Raw genomic sequence first — 16706 nt, 5'->3', positions numbered from 1 at the left:
AGCTGACGTGCGCCGTCGCCTGGTGATCAGCTATCTGCTGCTGATGGTCCTCGTCCTCATCGCGTTGGAGACCCCACTGGCCGCCACCATGGCCAGCCGTGAGACCGAACGGGTCCGCGCCGACCGGCTCGCCGACGCCACCCGGTTCGCCTCGCTGGCCGGCCCGGCGTTGCGCGACGGCGGGCCCGGCCCGATCGAGTCGGAGCTGACCAGCTACGACGACCTGTACGCGATCAGCGCCGCGATCGTCGACCGGGACCGGAACATTCCGGTCTCGTCGCCGAGGTGGCAGGCCAGCCCGGGGACCGCGACGGTGCTGGACGTCGCGCTGTCCGGGCAGCAGACCAGCGCCCCCGAGTCGGTCTGGCCGTGGACGACCGACCCGGTGGTGGTGGCGGTACCGATCAACGACGGAGGTGAGGTGCTCGGAGCGGTGGTGATCGTGACCCCGGCCGGTCCGATCCGCCGAGCCGTCGTCGCGTGGTGGCTGCTGCTCGCCCTGGCCGGTCTGCTCGCCGTGCTGGCCTGCGTGCTCACCGCGTTCGGGCTGGCTGGTTGGGTGCTGCGCCCGGTCACCGAACTGGACGCGGTCACCCACGAGATCGCCGAGGGCGACCGGGGAGCCCGGGTGCAGCACCGGCTGGGACCGCCGGAGCTGCGCCGCCTCGCGGCCAGCTTCAACCACATGGCCGACGTGGTCTCCGACGTGATGGACCGGCAGCGGGCCTTCGTCGCGCACGCCAGTCACCAACTGCGTAACCCACTCACCGCGCTGCGGTTGCGGGTGGAGGAGTTGGGGCCCAGCCTCACCGACCCGGACGGTCGGTCCGAGCACCGGCTGGCCCTGGAGGAGACCGACCGGCTCGCGCTGGTGCTCGACGCGCTGCTCACCCTCGCCCGGGCCGAACGGGAGGAGAACGAGCGCGTCACCGTGGACGCCGCCGCGGTGGCCGCCTCCCGGGTGGCCGCGTGGGCGCCGCTGGCCCGGCACCGGTCGGTCGCGTTGCGGCTGGCCACTACCGACGCCCCGGCGTACGCGCAGACCGTGCCGACCGCCGTCGACCAGGCGCTGGACGCGCTCATCGACAACGCGGTGAAGTTCAGCGGGGCGGGCGGCGCGGTGACGGTGACGGTGGCCCGCCGCGACGGCGGGGTGGCGCTGGAGGTTCGCGACTCCGGCCCAGGCATGACCGAGAGTCAGCTCGGCCAGGCGACCGAGCGGTTCTGGCGGGCCCCGGACGCGCAGAACGTGGACGGCGCGGGGCTCGGTCTGACCATCGCGGCCGTGCTGGTGGACGCCTCGGACGGGCGGCTCACCATGCGCCCGGGGGAGTCGCGGGGGCTGGTCGCCGCCCTGTGGTTCCCGACGCCGGCCCTTCAGGTGGAGCCGGCGGAGGAGGAACCGGCCGCCGACCTGCGACACTCCCCGGCGCGGTGAGGCCCGGCCGTCACGGTTTGGTGGCGCGGTACCAGGACGCGGCGCCGGGGTGCAGCGACAGCGGTGCGGTGACGATCGCCGAGCGAGGGCTCATCCGTCCCGCCGCCGGATGGGCGGCGGCCAGCTCGGCGCGACGGTCCATCAGCAGCCGGGTCACCTCACGGACCAACGGCTCCGGCAGGTCGGCCCGGACGATCAGGTAGTTCGGGTCGGCCACGGTGGTCACCGCGTCCACCCCGTACACCGAGCGGGGGATGTCCCGGGAGACGTAGACCTGGCCGTAGCGTGAGCGCAGCGGCTCGGTCCACTCGCTGAGGTCCACGATCCGGATGGCACTGGCGTCGGCCAACTCCTCGATGCCCCGGACCGGCAACCCACCGGAGAAGAAGAACGCGTCGATCCGCCCGGAGCGCAGCGCCGCCACCGAGTCGTCCAGTCCGAGCCGTTCGCGGCGCACCTCGTCACCACCGAGGCGGGCCACCTCCAGCAGCCGGGTCGCGGTGATCTCGGTGCCCGAGCCGGCAGCACCGACGGAGACTCGCCGGCCGCGCAGGTCGGCGACCGTGCGGACCGGGCCGCCGCTCGTGGTGACCAGGTGCAGTTGGTCGTCGTACACCCGGGCGACGGCGTCGACAGTGGGGCTTCCCGCCGTGCTGGTGGGCAGCACGTCGGCCTGGGTGAAGCCCAGCTCGGCCCCGCCGGAGCCGACGAGCTGGACGTTCTCCGCCGAGGCGGCGGTGATCACCACGCTGGCCCGTACGTCGGGGAGTTCCCGGTTGAGGATGGCCGCCAGGGACTGCCCGAACGCGTAGTAGACCGCGGTGGGGCTACCGGTGGCGATCCGGATCGACGTCGGCTCGGTCGGGGCGTCCCGGCAGCTGGCGATGGCCAGGTTCGCGATCAGCAGCACCGTCGACAGGGTGGCCAGGCCGGCCCGGCGGGACGAGGTACGACTCACGCGGTGCACTGTGCGCCGTCGGGCGGGTGCGCGCAAGCCCGGGTTGGCGACGTGCCGGACGGTCGGAACCCGATCAGCAGGCCGCCCGACCTGCCGGCGCCACGCCCGCGTCCCGTGCCGACGCCGGGGTCACCCCGGGCGCCGTCCCGGGTTCCGCGATCGGGCCGCGCGCCGGCTCCAACGCCGCACTGCGCAGGATGCGCTGCCGGTCCGGGCCGTCGGCCACGCTGACCAGGAAGCAACCGGTGCCGGGGCGGAGCCGGGCCGGCACGTCGAGCACGGCCGCGCCCCGGATCAGCACCGCGGCCAGCTCCCGGTCGGTGAGCCGGACACCGAGGATGTGCCGGCGGACGTGCCGCCCGGCGGCCAGCAACGCCGAGCGCCAGGCTGCTTCCGCCAGGCGGGTCACCAACCGTCGGCGGGCCGGTGAGGCGCCGGGCAGCGGCCCGCCGAGCAGCTCGCGTCGCCCCTGCCACCAGCCCGCGTCCAACATTCGGGTGTACGCGCCCTGGTGCTCCCGGGGCACCCACAGCCGGTGCAGCTCGTAACGGCGACGCAGGCCACCGACGGCCACCTCGTGGGTGACCGGGATGTCCAGCCGGTTGAGCAGTTGCCGCATTCGCTGCGCGGCGTCCTCCCGGTTGAACTCCACCCCGGCGGTGTGCTCGGCCCGTACCGCGCTGGGCCGGGCGGCGGTCGGTGGCGGTGTGCAACGCAGCAGGCAGGCAGCCTCGAACGCGTCGCCCAGTGTCAGCCAGCCCAGCGGGGACGGGGTGGTCGGGGTGTGGGGCCGGTCGAGCACTAGGGGTTCGTGGGTCAACGGAGGCTCCCTTGTCGGAGTCTGGGTTGCCCTACCGTGGCCCCTGGCACGCCGTTACGGAACCGGTCCGGCCCAGCCTTGAGCAAATCTTGCGGCTGCGGTGCGGCTACAGGTCTGTGACCACCAGATCCACCTGGCGCACCCGGCCCGCGGCGGTGGCCTGCTCCAGCACTGTGTGCTTCAACTCCCGCAGGGTGCCCACCAGTTCCGCAGCGGTGCGCGGTCGGGCGCCGGCGACGAGCAGGTCCCGGACCAGACGCCCCTTGGTCGCCTTGTTGAAGTGGCTGACCACCGAGCGGACCGGCACGCCGTCGACCTCCCGCTCGTGCAGAACCCGCACGGTGACAGTGCGCTCGGCCAGCTCACCGCGCGGCGTCCAGGTGGCGGCGTACGCGCCGGAGCGCAGGTCCAGCACCGGGCCGCGCCCGGCGGCGCCGTCCACCGCCGGCGTCAGTTCCCTGCGCCAGTACGTCGACAGCGCCCCGACGTCGGGCAGGCGGGCGCCGATGGGGCAGCGGTACGGCGGGATCCGGTCGGCCAGTCGGACCGCGCCCCACAACCCGGAGCTGATCAGGATCGACCGGCGGGCCGCCCGTTGCGCAGTGGCCGGCAACGAGGCGAGGTCCAACGCCTCGTAGAGCACCCCGGTGTAGAGCCGCTCGGCCGGTGCGGTGGCGGCCTCCCGCAGTCGGGCGTTGCGCCGCAGCTCGCCCCGCTGGCCCTCGCTGAGGCCGAGCGCCGCCCGAGCGGCCTCCTCGTCGGGACCGGCGCTCAGCGCCACCAGGGCGTCCAGCACCCGCTCGCGGGCCGGGTTCAGCTCGGGCAGCGAGAGCCGGTCCGGGGCCCAGCGCCGCCCGGTGCCGGCGTCGGCCTTCCCCTCCGAGGGCGGCAACAGGATGAGCATGGGTCTCCTCGACGGGCGAAACGGCGGCGCCCCACGCGCCGGCCCGGCCAGCGTACGACCAGCCCCTACCGCCAGGGCCGCACCGGGGTGTCGGGGTGGTACACGCGATAGCCGGCGACCTCCCGCACCAGCGCGGCGTCGGCCCGGTCGGCGAGCAATTGGCGCAACCGCCGGTCCATCGGCGAGTCGACCTCGACCACGTAGCCCGGCCGTTCGGCCCGCCCCACCTGCCGCCAGTACGGTCGGTAGCGGTTCTGGCCCGGCGACAGGTTTCCGTTGAGCACCCCGCAGACCACCGACTCATCCGTATTGAAGATCAACCGGTTGCAGGTCCAGTAGTCCCCGTACACCTCGTGGGGTCCGTCGGCGCGCAGCGCGGCGGCCAACTCCCGGGCCTCGCGCTCCTCGGTCCGCGACGCCGCGGTGCCGGTGGCCGCGAACAGCACGGTGATCACCAGGGTGGTCACGGTCAGCGCGGCCAGCACGGCGGCGGACAGCGCGCCGGTGAACCGCCCCAGCACGCTGCTGGTGCCCCGCCAGGTGGTCAGCGCCGCCACCCAGAGCGGCCAGAGCACCGCCGGCAGCGACAGTTGCAGCACCGACAGGTACCGGGCGTTGTCCAGCGGGCTGGTCGCGGCGAGCGGACTGCGCACGTACGACAGCAGTGTCAACGCCGCGCCGGCGATCAGCGCGAGCTGCACGACCGGCCCGACCCGCTCCCCACGCGGCGCCCCGGCGGCGCGGCGGTACGCGAGCGCCGCGAGCGCCGCGGCGACCAGCAGCAGCACCGGGTACAGCACGCCGAACCACTGTTGCCAGCGTCCGCAGCCGTCCACCGGGCAGAGCCCGTGCGCCAGCGGCACGCCCTCCAGCAGGCCACCCCGGACCCGGTCGGACCACGGCGGCTGCGGCCCGGCCTTGGTGCTGACCTCCCGGAACACCGACAGCGAGTCGTCACCGGGCCCGGCCCGCAGGTTGTCGACGATCATCGGAGCCAGGCCGACGACCACCCCCGCCACCAGCAGCAGACCGGACCAGCCCAACAACTCCCGCCGCACCGCCCAGACCAGTGCCAGCCCGGCCACCGCGAGGTACGGCAGGATCAGCCAGTCCGACCAGACGGACAGCCCGACGAGCAAACCGAACAGGCCGATCGCGAGCCGTCGGCGGTGGACCGTGCCGGCGGCCAACCCCACCGTGATCAGCAGCATCAGGAGCACCGCGGGCTTCACCTCCGGCCGCCCACCGACAACGGTGAGCTGGTCACGCACCACCCGCTCCGGGCCGAGCGCGAGCAGACCCACCACGAAGGCGGCGAACCACGGGGTGCCGAGCCGGCGGGTCAGCCGGTGGATCAGGTAGAGGAAGACCGCGTAGAGGGCGAGCATCGGCAGCCGCAGCACCGGCCAGCTCGGCCCGAACACCGCCACCAGGGGAGCGGCCAGGTACGACTCCAACATCCCCATGTAGTGCTGGCCGTAGAGGAAGACCGGGTGTTCCCGGCCCTGCCCGATGTGCAGCGCGGCGAGGCCGAAGGTCGCCTCGTCGCTGTTCGACACCGGCACCGTGAAGAGCGTCAGGACCAGCCGGTAGACGACACCGGCGAGCCCGAACAGCAGCGCGACGAGCGCCGGCCGATCGAGTCGCGGGCGCCATCGCCCACGGTGCTGCTCTGGATGCGACACGACCAGCGCCCCCGTCGTCGTCCCGACCGGAGTGTTTCACGTTCGGCCGGGTCGCCGAGGTGGATCGGCGCAGCCGGAGTGGGGCTGGATCGGCTCCACGGTGGCCGGGCCGCGGTCGCGCGGCCGGGGTCGGCTCGCGTGGCCGTGGCTGTCGACGTGTGGCAGGGTTGGCGCGTGCCACCCACTCCCGCCGGCCAACTGGCCGTTCCGAACCTGCACCGGGCTGCGCGGATCGAGGACGCCGTGCACCAGCTCGTCGAGCGCCGGCTGCGGCGCACCGGCTGGCGGGTCAACATCGTCGCGTACACCGGCTACGGCGCGCCGGGTTGGGTGCGGGTGATGTGTCGGGTGCTGCTGGGCCGTCCGGACACCCGCCAGCGAGGTCGGCTGGACAAGGTCCGCGGCTGGCGCAGCTTCACGACGCTGCCGAACAAGCACGTCACTGTGACCATCGAGGCCGGCGGGGTGCGGCACGAGACGCGGGCCGACCGCAGCGGCTTCGTCGACACACTGGTCGAGGCGGACCTGCCGCCCGGCTGGGGTACGGTCCGGCTCAGTGTCCCGGACGCGGAGCCGGTCGACGCCCCGGTGCGCATCCTCGACCCGGAGGTCAAGTTCGGCATCATCTCCGACATCGACGACACGGTGATGGTGACCGCGCTGCCCCGGCCGCTGCTCGCCGCATGGAACACGTTCGTGCTCGACGAGCACGCCCGTAATGCCGTTCCCGGTATGGCGGTGCTCTACGAGCGGCTGGTCACCGCGCACCCCGGCGCCCCGGTCTTCTACCTCTCCACCGGCGCCTGGAACGTGGCACCGACGCTGACCCGGTTTCTGTCCCGGCACCTCTACCCGGCCGGGCCGCTGCTGTTGACCGACTGGGGTCCGACCGCCGACCGGTGGTTCCGCAGCGGGCGGGAGCACAAGCGGGTCACCCTGGCCCGGATGGCCAAGGAGTTTCCCGACGTGAAGTGGCTGCTGGTCGGCGACGACGGGCAGCACGACCAGGAGATCTACCGGGAGTTCGCCGCCGCCCACCCGGAGAACGTCGCCGGGGTGGCGATCCGCCGGCTCTCCCCGACCCAGGCGGTGCTGGCCGGCAGCCTGCCCGCCCCGGCCGGCTCGTCGTCGGCGGGACCGGTGGGGCAGAAGTGGCTGTCCGCCCCGGACGGCGCCGGCCTGTGGCAGCTACTGCGCGACGCCGGCCTGGTGTGACAGCCGATCAGGACGACGGATTCCCGGCGTCCTGCGGTGCGGTGCCGAGGGACCGGCGAAGCATGGTGACCAGTTCCTCGGCTGCGTGGCGGCTGTCGAACTCGGGGTCGGCCAGGCATTCCGACACGATCGCGTCGATGGCCCCGTTCACGATGACGGCGGTGGCCTGCGGGTCGATGCTGGGCCGGTAGTCGCCGGCCGCCCGCGCCGCGTCGATCAGACCGGCGACCGCCTCCCGCCGACTGCGCGCGTTCGGCGTGTCACCGATGCCGGTCTCCTCGCTCAACGCCTCGACGATCATCCGTGTGTGGTCCGGGTGCTCCCGCAGGTACGCCACCAGGGACCGGACGTAGGCCTCCACCGCGGGCGCACCGGATCGCGACCCGACTTCGGCGCCGACGTACCCGGTGAGGGACTCCAGGACCGAGGCGTACGCGGTCCGCACGACCGCGTCCTTGGACGGGAAGTGGTAGAGGACGGCGGCCTTGGAGATGCCAGCCGCCTCCGCGATCCGGGCGAGTGAGGTGCCCGAATAGCCGTGCCGGGCAACCAGATCGATGGTCACGCCAATGAGTTGCGCCCGTCGCGCCTGCTCGGTGATCGTGAGTGGCTTGGCGGGGCGGACCTGCGCTGACGTGGCGTCGTTCGGGTGCACCCGCTTACCGTACCGGCCGCTTCGCCCCCCACTCTCTGACCTGCTGGTTGTATTTTCTACCACGCGGTTAGTAATCTGACCTCATGGTGATGAAGGTCGTGCGGAGGGTGGGCACATTCCTGCGAGCGCATCGGCGCCTCCTGATCCGGGCCGCCGCGGTGCTCGCGGTGATCACGGTGGCGATCGCGTACGCGCTGCGCGACCCCGCACCCGTCGGCTACTTCACGTCGACGGAGTCCCACGACCGTTTCGTCGGTGCGTACCGGGAGGCGATGGCGCAGTTGCCGGCCCCCGACCGCACGCTCGATGTCCGGACCGGATACGGCGTCGTGCGGCTCTACCACTTCAGCGGCGGCGCCGAGCCGGCAGCCGCGCCCCTGCTGCTCCTGCCCGGCCGGGCGTCGGCGTCACCGGTTTGGGCGGACAACCTGCCGTCGTTGCTGCGACTGCGCGGCGTCTACACCGTCGATCTGCTCGGTGAGCCGGGCATGAGCATTCAGCAGCGCCCCATCACGGGCACGACGGCACACGCGCAGTGGTTGCACGAGGTCCTGCTGGCGCTGCCCGAGCCGACCATCCACCTGGTCGGCGTGTCGTTCGGCGGTTGGACGGCGATGAACCTCGCGGTGCACCGGCCGCAGAAGGTGGGGAGCGTCGTGCTGCTCGATCCGGTCCTGGTCTTCGCTGGTCTGTCAGCGGAGGTGGTGCTGCGGTCCATCCCGGTGAGCGTTCGCTGGGCGCCCCGATCCTGGCGGGACAGCTTCACCAGTTGGACGGCGAACGGCGCCCCGGTGGAGGACGTACCGGTCGCCCGGATGATCGAGGCCGGCATGCAGGCGTACGTGATGAAGCTGTCCGCTCCGACCCGGCCATCCGAGGACCAGCTTGCGGCGGTCGACGTCCCGGTGCTCGTCCTGATGGCGGGAAAGTCCCGGCTGCACGACGCTGGCGAGGCCGCGAAGCTGGCGGAGCGGTCCCTGACCCACGGCACCGTGAAGACCTACCCGGACGCTTCGCACGCCCTCAACGGCGAATACCCGAACGAGATAGCCGCCGACATCTCCGCGTTCCTCCGGGCGGAGCAGCCATGATGCCCCGGCCGCGATCCTGCCTGCCGTCGAGGTTGCCGCGCTGGGCTACGGTCCCATCCGACCCGCCGGGGCGGGAGGTGGGAAGTGACGGTGGATGGCGTGGCACGCACGCTTCGAGGCTCGACGAGCGGACGCCGCTCGATCACTTGATGCTGAGTAGTTGCCAGAAGATCCACAGAACTACTCAGCATCAAGTGATCATGGGGAGAGCGTCAGCGGGTCAGCCCTGGCGGAGCCAGACCGCACCCAGCGGGGGGACCTGGAGGGCCGCCGAGGCAACCATTCCGTGCCACGGCACGTTCTCGGCGTGCACCGCACCCATGTTGCCCACCCCCGACCCGCCGTAGTGGTGGGCGTCGGTGTTGAGCACCTCGGTCCACGTTCCGCCGGCCGGCAGGCCGATCCGGTAGTCGTGCAGCGGCTGAGCGGAGAAGTTCGCCACGCACACCAGCGTCGAGCCGTCCGGGGCGATCCGGACGAACGACACTGTGTTGTTGGCGACGTCGTCGCCGGCGATCCAGCGGAACCCGGCCGGCTCGGTGTCCTGTGCCCAGAGCGCCGGGGTGTCCCGGTAGACCCGGTTGAGGTCACCGACGAGTCGTTGCACACCGGCGCGGGCCGGGTCGTGCAGCAGGTACCAGTCGAGGCCGCGCTCCTCGCTCCACTCCCGGTCGTCGGCCAGTTCGGAGCCCATGAAGAGCAGTTGCTTGCCGGGGTGCGCCCACATGTACGCCAGCAGCGCCCGGACGTTCGCCAACCGCTGCCAGGTGTCGCCGGGCATCTTGCCGGCCAGTGAGCCCTTGCCGTGCACCACCTCGTCGTGGCTGATCGGCAGCACGTAGTTCTCGCTCCAGGCGTACGCCAGGGAGAAGGTGAGCTGGTGGTGGTGGTGCTGGCGGTAGATCGGGTCCTTCGAGGTGTAGAGCAGGGTGTCGTGCATCCAGCCCATGTTCCACTTGAACCCGAAGCCCAGCCCGCCGTCGGCGGTGGGGCGGGTGACGCCCGGCCAGGCGGTCGACTCCTCGGCGATCATGACGACGCCGGCGTGGTGCTTGTAGACGGTCGCGTTCACCTCCTGCATGAGCGCGATGGCCTCCAGGTTCTCCCGGCCGCCGTACTTGTTCGGGGCCCACTCGCCGTGGTTGCGGGAGTAGTCCAGGTAGAGCATCGAGGCGACCGCGTCGACCCGCAGCCCGTCGACGTGGAACTGGTCGCACCAGTAGAGCGCGTTGGCGACCAGGAAGTTGCGCACCTCGTTGCGACCGAAGTCGAAGACGTACGTGCCCCAGTCGGGGTGCTCGCCGCGCCGCGGGTCGGGGTGCTCGTAGAGCGGGGTGCCGTCGAAGCGCGCGAGGGCCCACTCGTCCTTCGGGAAGTGCGCGGGCACCCAGTCCAGGAGTACGCCGATGCCGGCGGCGTGCAGCCGGTCGACGAGGTGGCGGAACTCGTCCGGGTCGCCGAACCGGGAGGTCGGCGCGTAGTAGCCGGTCACCTGGTAGCCCCAGGAGCCGCCGAACGGGTGCTCCATCACCGGGAGGAACTCCACGTGCGTGAAGCCCAGCTCGGTGACGTACGCGGTGAGTTGTTCGGCCAGCTCGCGGTAGCTCAGCCCGGGTCGCCACGAACCGAGGTGCACCTCGTAGACGCTCATCGGTTCCTGGTGCGGCTGCCGTTCGGCGCGCCGGACCAGCCAGTCCGCGTCGTTCCACCGGTACGTCGAGTGGTGCACCACCGAGGCGGTGGCCGGCGGCACCTCGGCGTACGCCGCGAGGGGATCGGCCTTGTCCCGCCACTGCCCGTCGGCGCCCAGCACCCGGTACTTGTAGCGGGCCCCGGCCCGGGCGTTGGGGACGAACAGCTCCCACACCCCGCTGGAGCCGAGTGACCGCATCGGCCAGCCGTCGTCGGGGCCCCAGCCGGTGAAGTCGCCGATCACCCGCACCCCACGGGCGTTGGGCGCCCAGACGCCGAACGCCACGCCCTCGTCGAAGACCCGGGCGCCGAGCGCCTCCCACAGTCGCTCGTGCCGGCCCTCGCGGATCAGGTGCAGGTCCAGCTCGCCGAGGGTCGGCGGGTAGCGGTACGGGTCGTCGTGGGTGGTGCCGTCGACCTCCACCCGGTAGTCGAGCACGGTGCCGTCGACCTGCGCCTCGAAGACGCCCACGTCGTGCACCCGCTTCATCGGGTACCGCTCGTCGCCGACGAGCAGCGCCACGTCGGCGGCGCCCCGGCGCATCGTGCGGATCGTCGTCGAGGAGTCGGCGGGGTGCGCGCCGAGCACCGCGTGCGGGTCGTGCGTCGCGCCGGAGATCAGCTGGTCCATCGGGCGTCCTTCGGTGCGGGAGCGGTCGGCGCGGAACGGGACGAACGGGCGGCGGACAGCCGGGACGCCACAGTGGCCGGGGTCGTGGCCGGAGTCTTCGTGGCCGGTGTCGTCGTGGCCGGTGTCGTCGTGGCCGGTGTCGTCGGCGCGGTGCCGCCGGAGAGGTCGTCGGGCACCTCGGCGACGGTGAGGTCGGCCGGCTCGGCGCCCGCCGGCAGCGGCACGGTCGGCGGGGTCGGGCGACGCACTGTCAACACGTGCGCGGGTTGCAGGTACGGGTCGAGCCGTACCGCGTTGCGCTGACCCCAGTCGTAACTGGTGCCGGTCAGCTCGTCGTACACAGTGAACCGTTCGTGCCAGTCGAAGCCGAGCGCCGGCATGTCGAGGGTGGTGTTGCCCCACTGCACCTCGCGCGAGTCGAAAGAGCAGATCACGATGACCGTGTTGCCGGTCTCCGGATCGTGCTTGGACCAGCAGAGCAGTGCCGGGTTGTCGATCTCGTGGAAGCGCAGGTTGCGGAGCTGATGCAGGGCCGGGTTGTGCTGGCGTACCCGGTTGAGGGTGGCGAGGAACGGCGCCAACGAGCGGCCCTGCGCCTCGGCACCGGCCCAGTCCCGGGGTCGCAGCTCGTACTTCTCGTTGTCCAGGTACTCCTCGGCGCCCGGTCGGGCCACGTGCTCGAACAGCTCGTAACCGGCGTACAGGCCCCAGGAGGGGGAGAGCAGCGCGGCCAGCACCGCCCGGATCTTGAACATCGGCGGGCCGCCGTGCTGCAACGACTCGTGCAGGATGTCCGGCGTGTTCGGCCAGAAGTTCGGCCGCATGTAGTCGGCCGCCTCGATCAGCTCCTCGCAGTACGCCCGCATCTCGGCCGCCGTCGTGCGCCAGGTGAAATAGGTGTACGACTGCGTGAAGCCGATCTTGCCGAGGCCGTGCATGATGGCCGGCCGGGTGAACGCCTCGGCCAGGAACAGCACGTCCGGGTCGACCGCCTTCACCTCGGCGATCAGCCAGTGCCAGAAGTCGAACGGCTTGGTGTGCGGGTTGTCCACCCGGAAGATCCGGATGCCCTCGCCGACCCAGTGCAGCACCACCCGCAGCACCTCGGCCCGGATGCCCTCCGGGTCGTTGTCGAAGTTGACCGGGTAGATGTCCTGGTATTTCTTCGGCGGGTTCTCCGCGTACGCGATGCTGCCGTCGGCCCGGGTGGTGAACCACTCCGGGTGCTCGGTGACCCACGGGTGGTCCGGCGCGCACTGCAACGCCAGGTCCATCGCCACTTCCAGGCCCTGTGCCGCCGCCGCCTGGATGAAGGCCCGGAAGTCCGCCTGCGTACCCAGATCGGGGTGGATGGTGTCGTGGCCGCCCTCGGCGGCGCCGATCGCCCACGGCGAGCCCACGTCGGTCGGCCCGGCGGTGAGCGCGTTGTTCGGGCCCTTGCGGTTGACCCGCCCGATCGGGTGGATCGGCGGCAGGTAGAGCACGTCGAAACCCATCGCGGCCACCCCTGGCAGCCGCTCGGTGGCGGTCGCGAAGGTGCCGGACCGCCCGCCCACCGCCCCTTCGGAGCGGGGGAAGAACTCGTACCAGGCCGAGTAGAGCGCCCGCTTGCGGTCAACCCAGATCGAGTACGTGTCACCGACGGTGACCAGCTCCCGGACCGGGTGCTCCCAGAGCAGGTCGGCCAGGCCCAGCGCCGGGTCGACCCGCTGCGCCAGTGGCAGGTCGGTGTCGACCAGCGCGGTGAGCGCGTCGGCGACCCGGGGCCGGTCGGCGGTCGGCACGAGACCCCGGGCGGCGGCGAGCACCCGCGCGCCCTCGGCCAGGTCGTTGGCCAGGTCCTCCGGCCCCTGCCCGGCGGCGATCTTCTTGGTCACCGCGTTCTGCCAGGTCAGGTACGGGTCCTGGAACGCCTCCACGGAGAAGGACCACGAGCCGACGGCGTCCGGTGCGATGGTGGCGTGCCAGCGGTCCTGGCCGGGCTCGCCGGGGCGCATCCGGGTGAACGGCCGGCTCGCGCCGTCCGGCCCAGCCCACACCACGTTGCAGCCCAGCGCGTCGTGCCCCTCCCGGTAGGCGCGCGCCGACACCGGAACGGGCTCGTCGACCACCGCCTTGGCCGGGTATCGCCCGCACGAGACGACGGGGGAGACGTCTTCGATCGGGAACCGTCCAGTCACCCCGCCAACCTACTGCGCGAGATCCGTTCGCGCGCGGCCAAGCCGTCAAGATCCACACCGGTTCCAGGAAAGCGCGGTGTCGAGGCGACCCGGATGCGGCGATTTCCTGAAACCCGAGTGGATCTAGGCCGGGCGAGAGTCCGAACGGCGTCAGGCAGGCGGATTCGGTGCCACGAACGAGCCCTTGCCCTGGTGCACCTCAATCCAACCCCGCTCGTCCAGGATCCAGAGAGCCCGCTTGATCGGGTTGTCGGACGAGTTGTACTGGCGGGCGAGTTCAGCGATCGTCGGCAACTTGTCGCCGGGCTTGAGGGTGCCGCTTCGGATCGACGTCGTGATGTCATCGACGACCTGCTCGTAGACAGGCTTGCGGGGCATGGTGGGACCACCTCTCGTCAGCCTGTACAGAGTCTCACCACGCGCGACACAGTCTGGACCCTGTGTTGACTCTGGCTACTTAGGGTCCTAAGTTGGATGGCGTAGGAGGTCCTCTCGTCAGCAGCGGAGTGCCTCGTCGAAGGCCGGGGAGGTTCCCGTGCCATACCGCCCCTGACCTGCATCCTCATCACCGACCACTCCACCGCCCACTACCCACGGCACCCACCCATTCATCGCGCCGCGAGGAGGCACCGTTGGACGAGCGACTGCCGGATGGGCCGCTGCCGCCCGCGTACCCCATCGCCGGGGCGCGGCCTCCGCAGCCGGACGGGGATCGGGTGCCCGCTCCGGCCCGGCCGGCGCGGGCGCCGCTCACCCGGCGGCAGTACGCCTACGGCATCGCGATCGCGGTGGTCGTACTAGTGCTGTTTGTGGTTGGGGTCCTGCGGTGAGCGCGACGGGCCGGCGGTGAACGAGCTGCCGGTGGGTCGCCGGGTCGCGCAGTGGCGGGTACGGCGGAACATGACGCAGCAGCAGTTCGCCGACCGGCTCGGCAAGTCGAAGAGTTGGGTGGACAAGGTCGAGCGTGGGGTACGCCGGTTGGAGCGGGTGTCCAACCTCCGGGAGGTCGCCGAGACGCTCCGCATCGACGTGGAGGTCCTGTTGGCGGCCCGGCCCGTGCGGCCGACTCCGGTCGCCGCCGGGGTGGACGGGGTCCGGACGGCGCTGGCCCGCTACCACCTACCGGGCGCGGACCGACCGCCGCTGGTGGAGGAGTTGGGTGCTCGGCTGGGGCATGCCGAGCAGAGCTATCGGCACGCCCGGTACCCGGCCTTGCTGGCAGTGCTGCCCGGTGTGCTCGACGCCGTCCGCGAAGTGCACGCCGCTCGCCCCGGCGCGACGGACGCGCTGCTGGTGTCGGTGTACGCGCTCATCGCGCTGGTGCTGGTCAAGGTCGACCAGGGAGAGTTGGCCTGGCTGGCCGCCGACCGTGGAATGACCGTCGCCCTGGCGGCCCCCGACCCGCAGCTGGCCGGCGTCGCCACCGTGTCACTGAGTCAGGCCCTGCGGTCTCGTGGTCGACGGCGCTCCGCCCTGGACGCTGCGCTCGTCGCCGCGGACCGCATCGGCACGCACGATGGCTCCCCGACCCGCGCGCTGCGTGGGACGCTGCTTCTTCAAGCCGCCCTCGCCGCCGCAGGCGGGGGAGACGAACGCCTCGCCCGCCAGTCACTCGATCAGGCCGCGACGATCGCCCGAGACATCGGCCCGAATGCTGCCGCTGGCCCTGGCCCTGGCCCTGGCCCTGGCCCTGGCCCTGGCCCTGGCCCTGGTGCTGAGGGCTGTGGCGGCGCGGGCTCGGGCGGTGTGGGCTTCGGTCGGGCGGCGGTTGAGGCGGCCCGGGTGGTTGCCGACGCGGCCCTCGGCGACGTCACCACGGCGACCGCCCGGCACGAGCGGCTGGTGGCTGGCGACGAGTGGCGGTGGCTGCCGCCCGAGCACCGGGCCGCGTACCTCCTCGATGTGGCTCGCGCGTATGCCCTGGCCGGCGACATGCACCGCGCGGGCCGGGCGGTGCTCGACGCGGAGCGCACCGCCCGCAGTGAGGTGCACGACCGGCCGGCGGTACGGAAGTTGGTCGCTGTCGTGTGGCGGTCCGCCGACGCACCGACCGGCCTGGCCCAGCTCGCCGCCACCCTCCGCGTCACCTGACGCACGCCCGCGAACGGGCTGCGGCCAACCGCGTCGTTGACTATCTGCGTGGGTGGTACTGGTTGCGGCGGGGGACCTGTTCGGGGTCGAGCCAGGCCGGTGGGACGAACTCCGGGTGCCCGTCGCCGCCAAGCTGGACGACCCAGTCGCCGTGGTGCAGGTGTCGGTGGTGGTGGCCGCAGAGCAGCACGGCGTTGGCCAGGCAGGTGGTGCCGCCGTCGGCCCAGTGGCGGATGTGGTGGCCGTCGCACCATCGCGGTGGGCGGTCGCAGCCGGGGAACGCGCAGCCCCGGTCGCGCAGCACCAGGGCGCGGCGCAGTGGGCCGCTGATGAGGCGGCGTTGCCGGCCGACGTCGAGTGGTTGACCGGTGCCGCCGAGCACGGCCGGCAGGATGCTCGCGTCGCAGGCCAGGCGGCGCACGGCCTCGGGGGTGAGGTGCGGGCCGATGTCGAGAGCGCCGGTGCCCAACTGTCGGGTCAATCCGTCGTAGTCGGTGGTGACGACGACCTGGGCGAGGTCGCCGCCGTTCTCGGGTAGCTCACCGCTGCGAAGGGCGAGCCGACACACGTCGACCAGGGCGTCGTGGCGGCGTTGCCCCGGGGTGCGGGTGTCGTCGGGCCCGGTGGGCGTGGTGAGCGGATCGATGGCGGCGCGCAAAGCGGCGGCGGCTTCGGTGTCGAGGATGCCGGCGAGGCGTAGCCGGCCGTCGGTCTGCTCGCTGATGGTGATGTGCCGGTCTCGGGCGGCCCGGGACTCCTGGGCCCGCAGTGCGGCCTCGGCGGCGGCATCGGCGACGTCCGGGGCGACGTGGTCGAGGATGCGGGTGCCGAGCTTGCGCAGCAGCGCGGCGTCGAACTGCGTCGCCCAGTCGACGAGGACGCCGACGGCCTTGTCGGCGGCCTCCGCGCCGGCGCTGGCGTGGACGGTCTCGACCGTCTCGGCGATGACCCGGACCTGCTCCACGTCGACCACCCCGCCAGCCAACGCTTCCCGCACCCCGGGCGGAGCGGCGTCGAGCGTCGCGGCCAGCTCGACCAGCCGTCGGGCGACACCGACCCCGAGCCGCAACCGGTCCCGCAGCCACACCGCCGTCGAGGACGCGCCCTGCGCCGTCGCCGTACCTCGACCGTCCAGCTCGCGCACGAGGCTCAGCTTGACTGCGGCCAGCCGTTGCTCGAGGCGGTGCGCGGCGTCCAGCGCCGCCACGAGATCGGGCTCGCTGGCCCAGGCGGCCGTGTCGAAGCAGGCCGCCACCGCGGCATCGGCCTGCTCCAACGCATCGATCACAGGCAAAGATTAGAACACCTGTACGACAATTGCGGGGTCGTTGTGGTCCCGTCGGAGC

The 16706-nt window shown here is 72.4% G+C and carries 14 protein-coding genes; 5 read left to right on the top strand and 9 right to left on the bottom strand.

The features are described from left to right. Positions 1 to 7 precede the first annotated feature (7 nt). Positions 8 to 1438, top strand: coding sequence for a sensor histidine kinase (locus MED15_RS25385; protein ID WP_112731248.1), 1431 nt, complete (start codon positions 8 to 10; stop codon positions 1436 to 1438). Between the two features lie 10 nt (positions 1439 to 1448). Here MED15_RS25385 and MED15_RS25380 read toward each other — a convergent pair whose 3' ends face one another. From MED15_RS25380 to MED15_RS25365, 4 genes are all read right to left on the bottom strand, one after another. Next, positions 1449 to 2348 carry a TAXI family TRAP transporter solute-binding subunit gene (locus MED15_RS25380; protein ID WP_373861203.1) on the bottom strand — a complete coding sequence of 300 codons (900 nt, stop codon included), beginning with the start codon at positions 2346 to 2348 and terminating at the stop codon, positions 1449 to 1451. A 121-nt stretch (positions 2349 to 2469) separates the two neighbouring features. Next, on the bottom strand, positions 2470 to 3216 hold the full coding sequence (locus tag MED15_RS25375) for a hypothetical protein (RefSeq protein WP_244220580.1): 747 nt from the start codon (positions 3214 to 3216) through the stop codon (positions 2470 to 2472). A 106-nt stretch (positions 3217 to 3322) separates the two neighbouring features. Then, the gene (gene yaaA, locus MED15_RS25370) at positions 3323 to 4120 is read right to left on the bottom strand and encodes a peroxide stress protein YaaA (protein ID WP_112585555.1); all 798 of its coding nucleotides are present in this window, start codon (positions 4118 to 4120) and stop codon (positions 3323 to 3325) included. A gap of 65 nt (positions 4121 to 4185) precedes the next feature. Then, entirely contained in the window at positions 4186 to 5805 is a 1620-nt protein-coding gene (locus MED15_RS25365; protein WP_112731246.1) for an ArnT family glycosyltransferase, read from the bottom strand. A gap of 174 nt (positions 5806 to 5979) precedes the next feature. On the opposite strand from MED15_RS25365, the gene MED15_RS25360 reads away from it, so the two are divergent. After that, complete coding sequence (locus MED15_RS25360; protein ID WP_112585653.1) at positions 5980 to 7020, top strand: App1 family protein; 1041 nt, start codon at positions 5980 to 5982, stop codon at positions 7018 to 7020. Between the two features lie 7 nt (positions 7021 to 7027). Here MED15_RS25360 and MED15_RS25355 read toward each other — a convergent pair whose 3' ends face one another. After that, positions 7028 to 7675, bottom strand: coding sequence for a TetR/AcrR family transcriptional regulator (locus tag MED15_RS25355; protein WP_112731244.1), 648 nt, complete (start codon positions 7673 to 7675; stop codon positions 7028 to 7030). 83 nt (positions 7676 to 7758) lie between these two features. Here MED15_RS25355 and MED15_RS25350 point away from each other — a divergent pair, with 83 nt between their 5' ends. Next, the gene (locus tag MED15_RS25350; protein ID WP_244220579.1) at positions 7759 to 8766 is read left to right on the top strand and encodes an alpha/beta fold hydrolase; all 1008 of its coding nucleotides are present in this window, start codon (positions 7759 to 7761) and stop codon (positions 8764 to 8766) included. Positions 8767 to 8986: 220 nt separating this feature from the next. On the opposite strand, the gene glgB is transcribed toward MED15_RS25350, so the two are convergent. The 3 genes from glgB to MED15_RS25335 all read right to left on the bottom strand — a co-directional run bounded on the left by glgB (position 8987) and on the right by MED15_RS25335 (position 13647). Next, positions 8987 to 11089 carry a 1,4-alpha-glucan branching protein GlgB gene (glgB, locus tag MED15_RS25345; protein WP_112737120.1) on the bottom strand — a complete coding sequence of 701 codons (2103 nt, stop codon included), beginning with the start codon at positions 11087 to 11089 and terminating at the stop codon, positions 8987 to 8989. After that, positions 11077 to 13269, bottom strand: a complete 2193-nt coding sequence (locus tag MED15_RS25340) for an alpha-1,4-glucan--maltose-1-phosphate maltosyltransferase (protein ID WP_244220578.1) — start codon at positions 13267 to 13269, stop codon at positions 11077 to 11079. Before MED15_RS25340 ends, glgB begins: the two co-directional genes overlap by 13 nt. A 150-nt stretch (positions 13270 to 13419) precedes the next feature. After that, positions 13420 to 13647, bottom strand: a complete 228-nt coding sequence (locus tag MED15_RS25335; RefSeq protein ID WP_112731238.1) for a winged helix-turn-helix domain-containing protein — start codon at positions 13645 to 13647, stop codon at positions 13420 to 13422. A gap of 254 nt (positions 13648 to 13901) precedes the next feature. Here MED15_RS25335 and MED15_RS25330 point away from each other — a divergent pair, with 254 nt between their 5' ends. Together MED15_RS25330 and MED15_RS25325 are read left to right on the top strand one after the other, a co-directional pair. Next, positions 13902 to 14099 (top strand): hypothetical protein, encoded by a 198-nt coding sequence (locus MED15_RS25330; RefSeq protein WP_112584700.1) that lies wholly within the window; start codon positions 13902 to 13904, stop codon positions 14097 to 14099. A 16-nt stretch (positions 14100 to 14115) separates the two neighbouring features. After that, complete coding sequence (locus tag MED15_RS25325) at positions 14116 to 15360, top strand: helix-turn-helix domain-containing protein (protein ID WP_244220577.1); 1245 nt, start codon at positions 14116 to 14118, stop codon at positions 15358 to 15360. 40 nt (positions 15361 to 15400) lie between these two features. On the opposite strand, the gene MED15_RS25320 is transcribed toward MED15_RS25325, so the two are convergent. Next, positions 15401 to 16648 carry an HNH endonuclease signature motif containing protein gene (locus tag MED15_RS25320; RefSeq protein WP_112737118.1) on the bottom strand — a complete coding sequence of 416 codons (1248 nt, stop codon included), beginning with the start codon at positions 16646 to 16648 and terminating at the stop codon, positions 15401 to 15403. Between the last annotated feature and the right edge of the window lie 58 nt (positions 16649 to 16706).

Source organism: Micromonospora noduli, assembly GCF_003264475.1.
GTDB lineage: Bacteria > Actinomycetota > Actinomycetes > Mycobacteriales > Micromonosporaceae > Micromonospora > Micromonospora noduli.
Note: the sequence above shows the minus strand (reverse complement) of the source record. Positions and strands in the feature narration are given on the sequence as shown.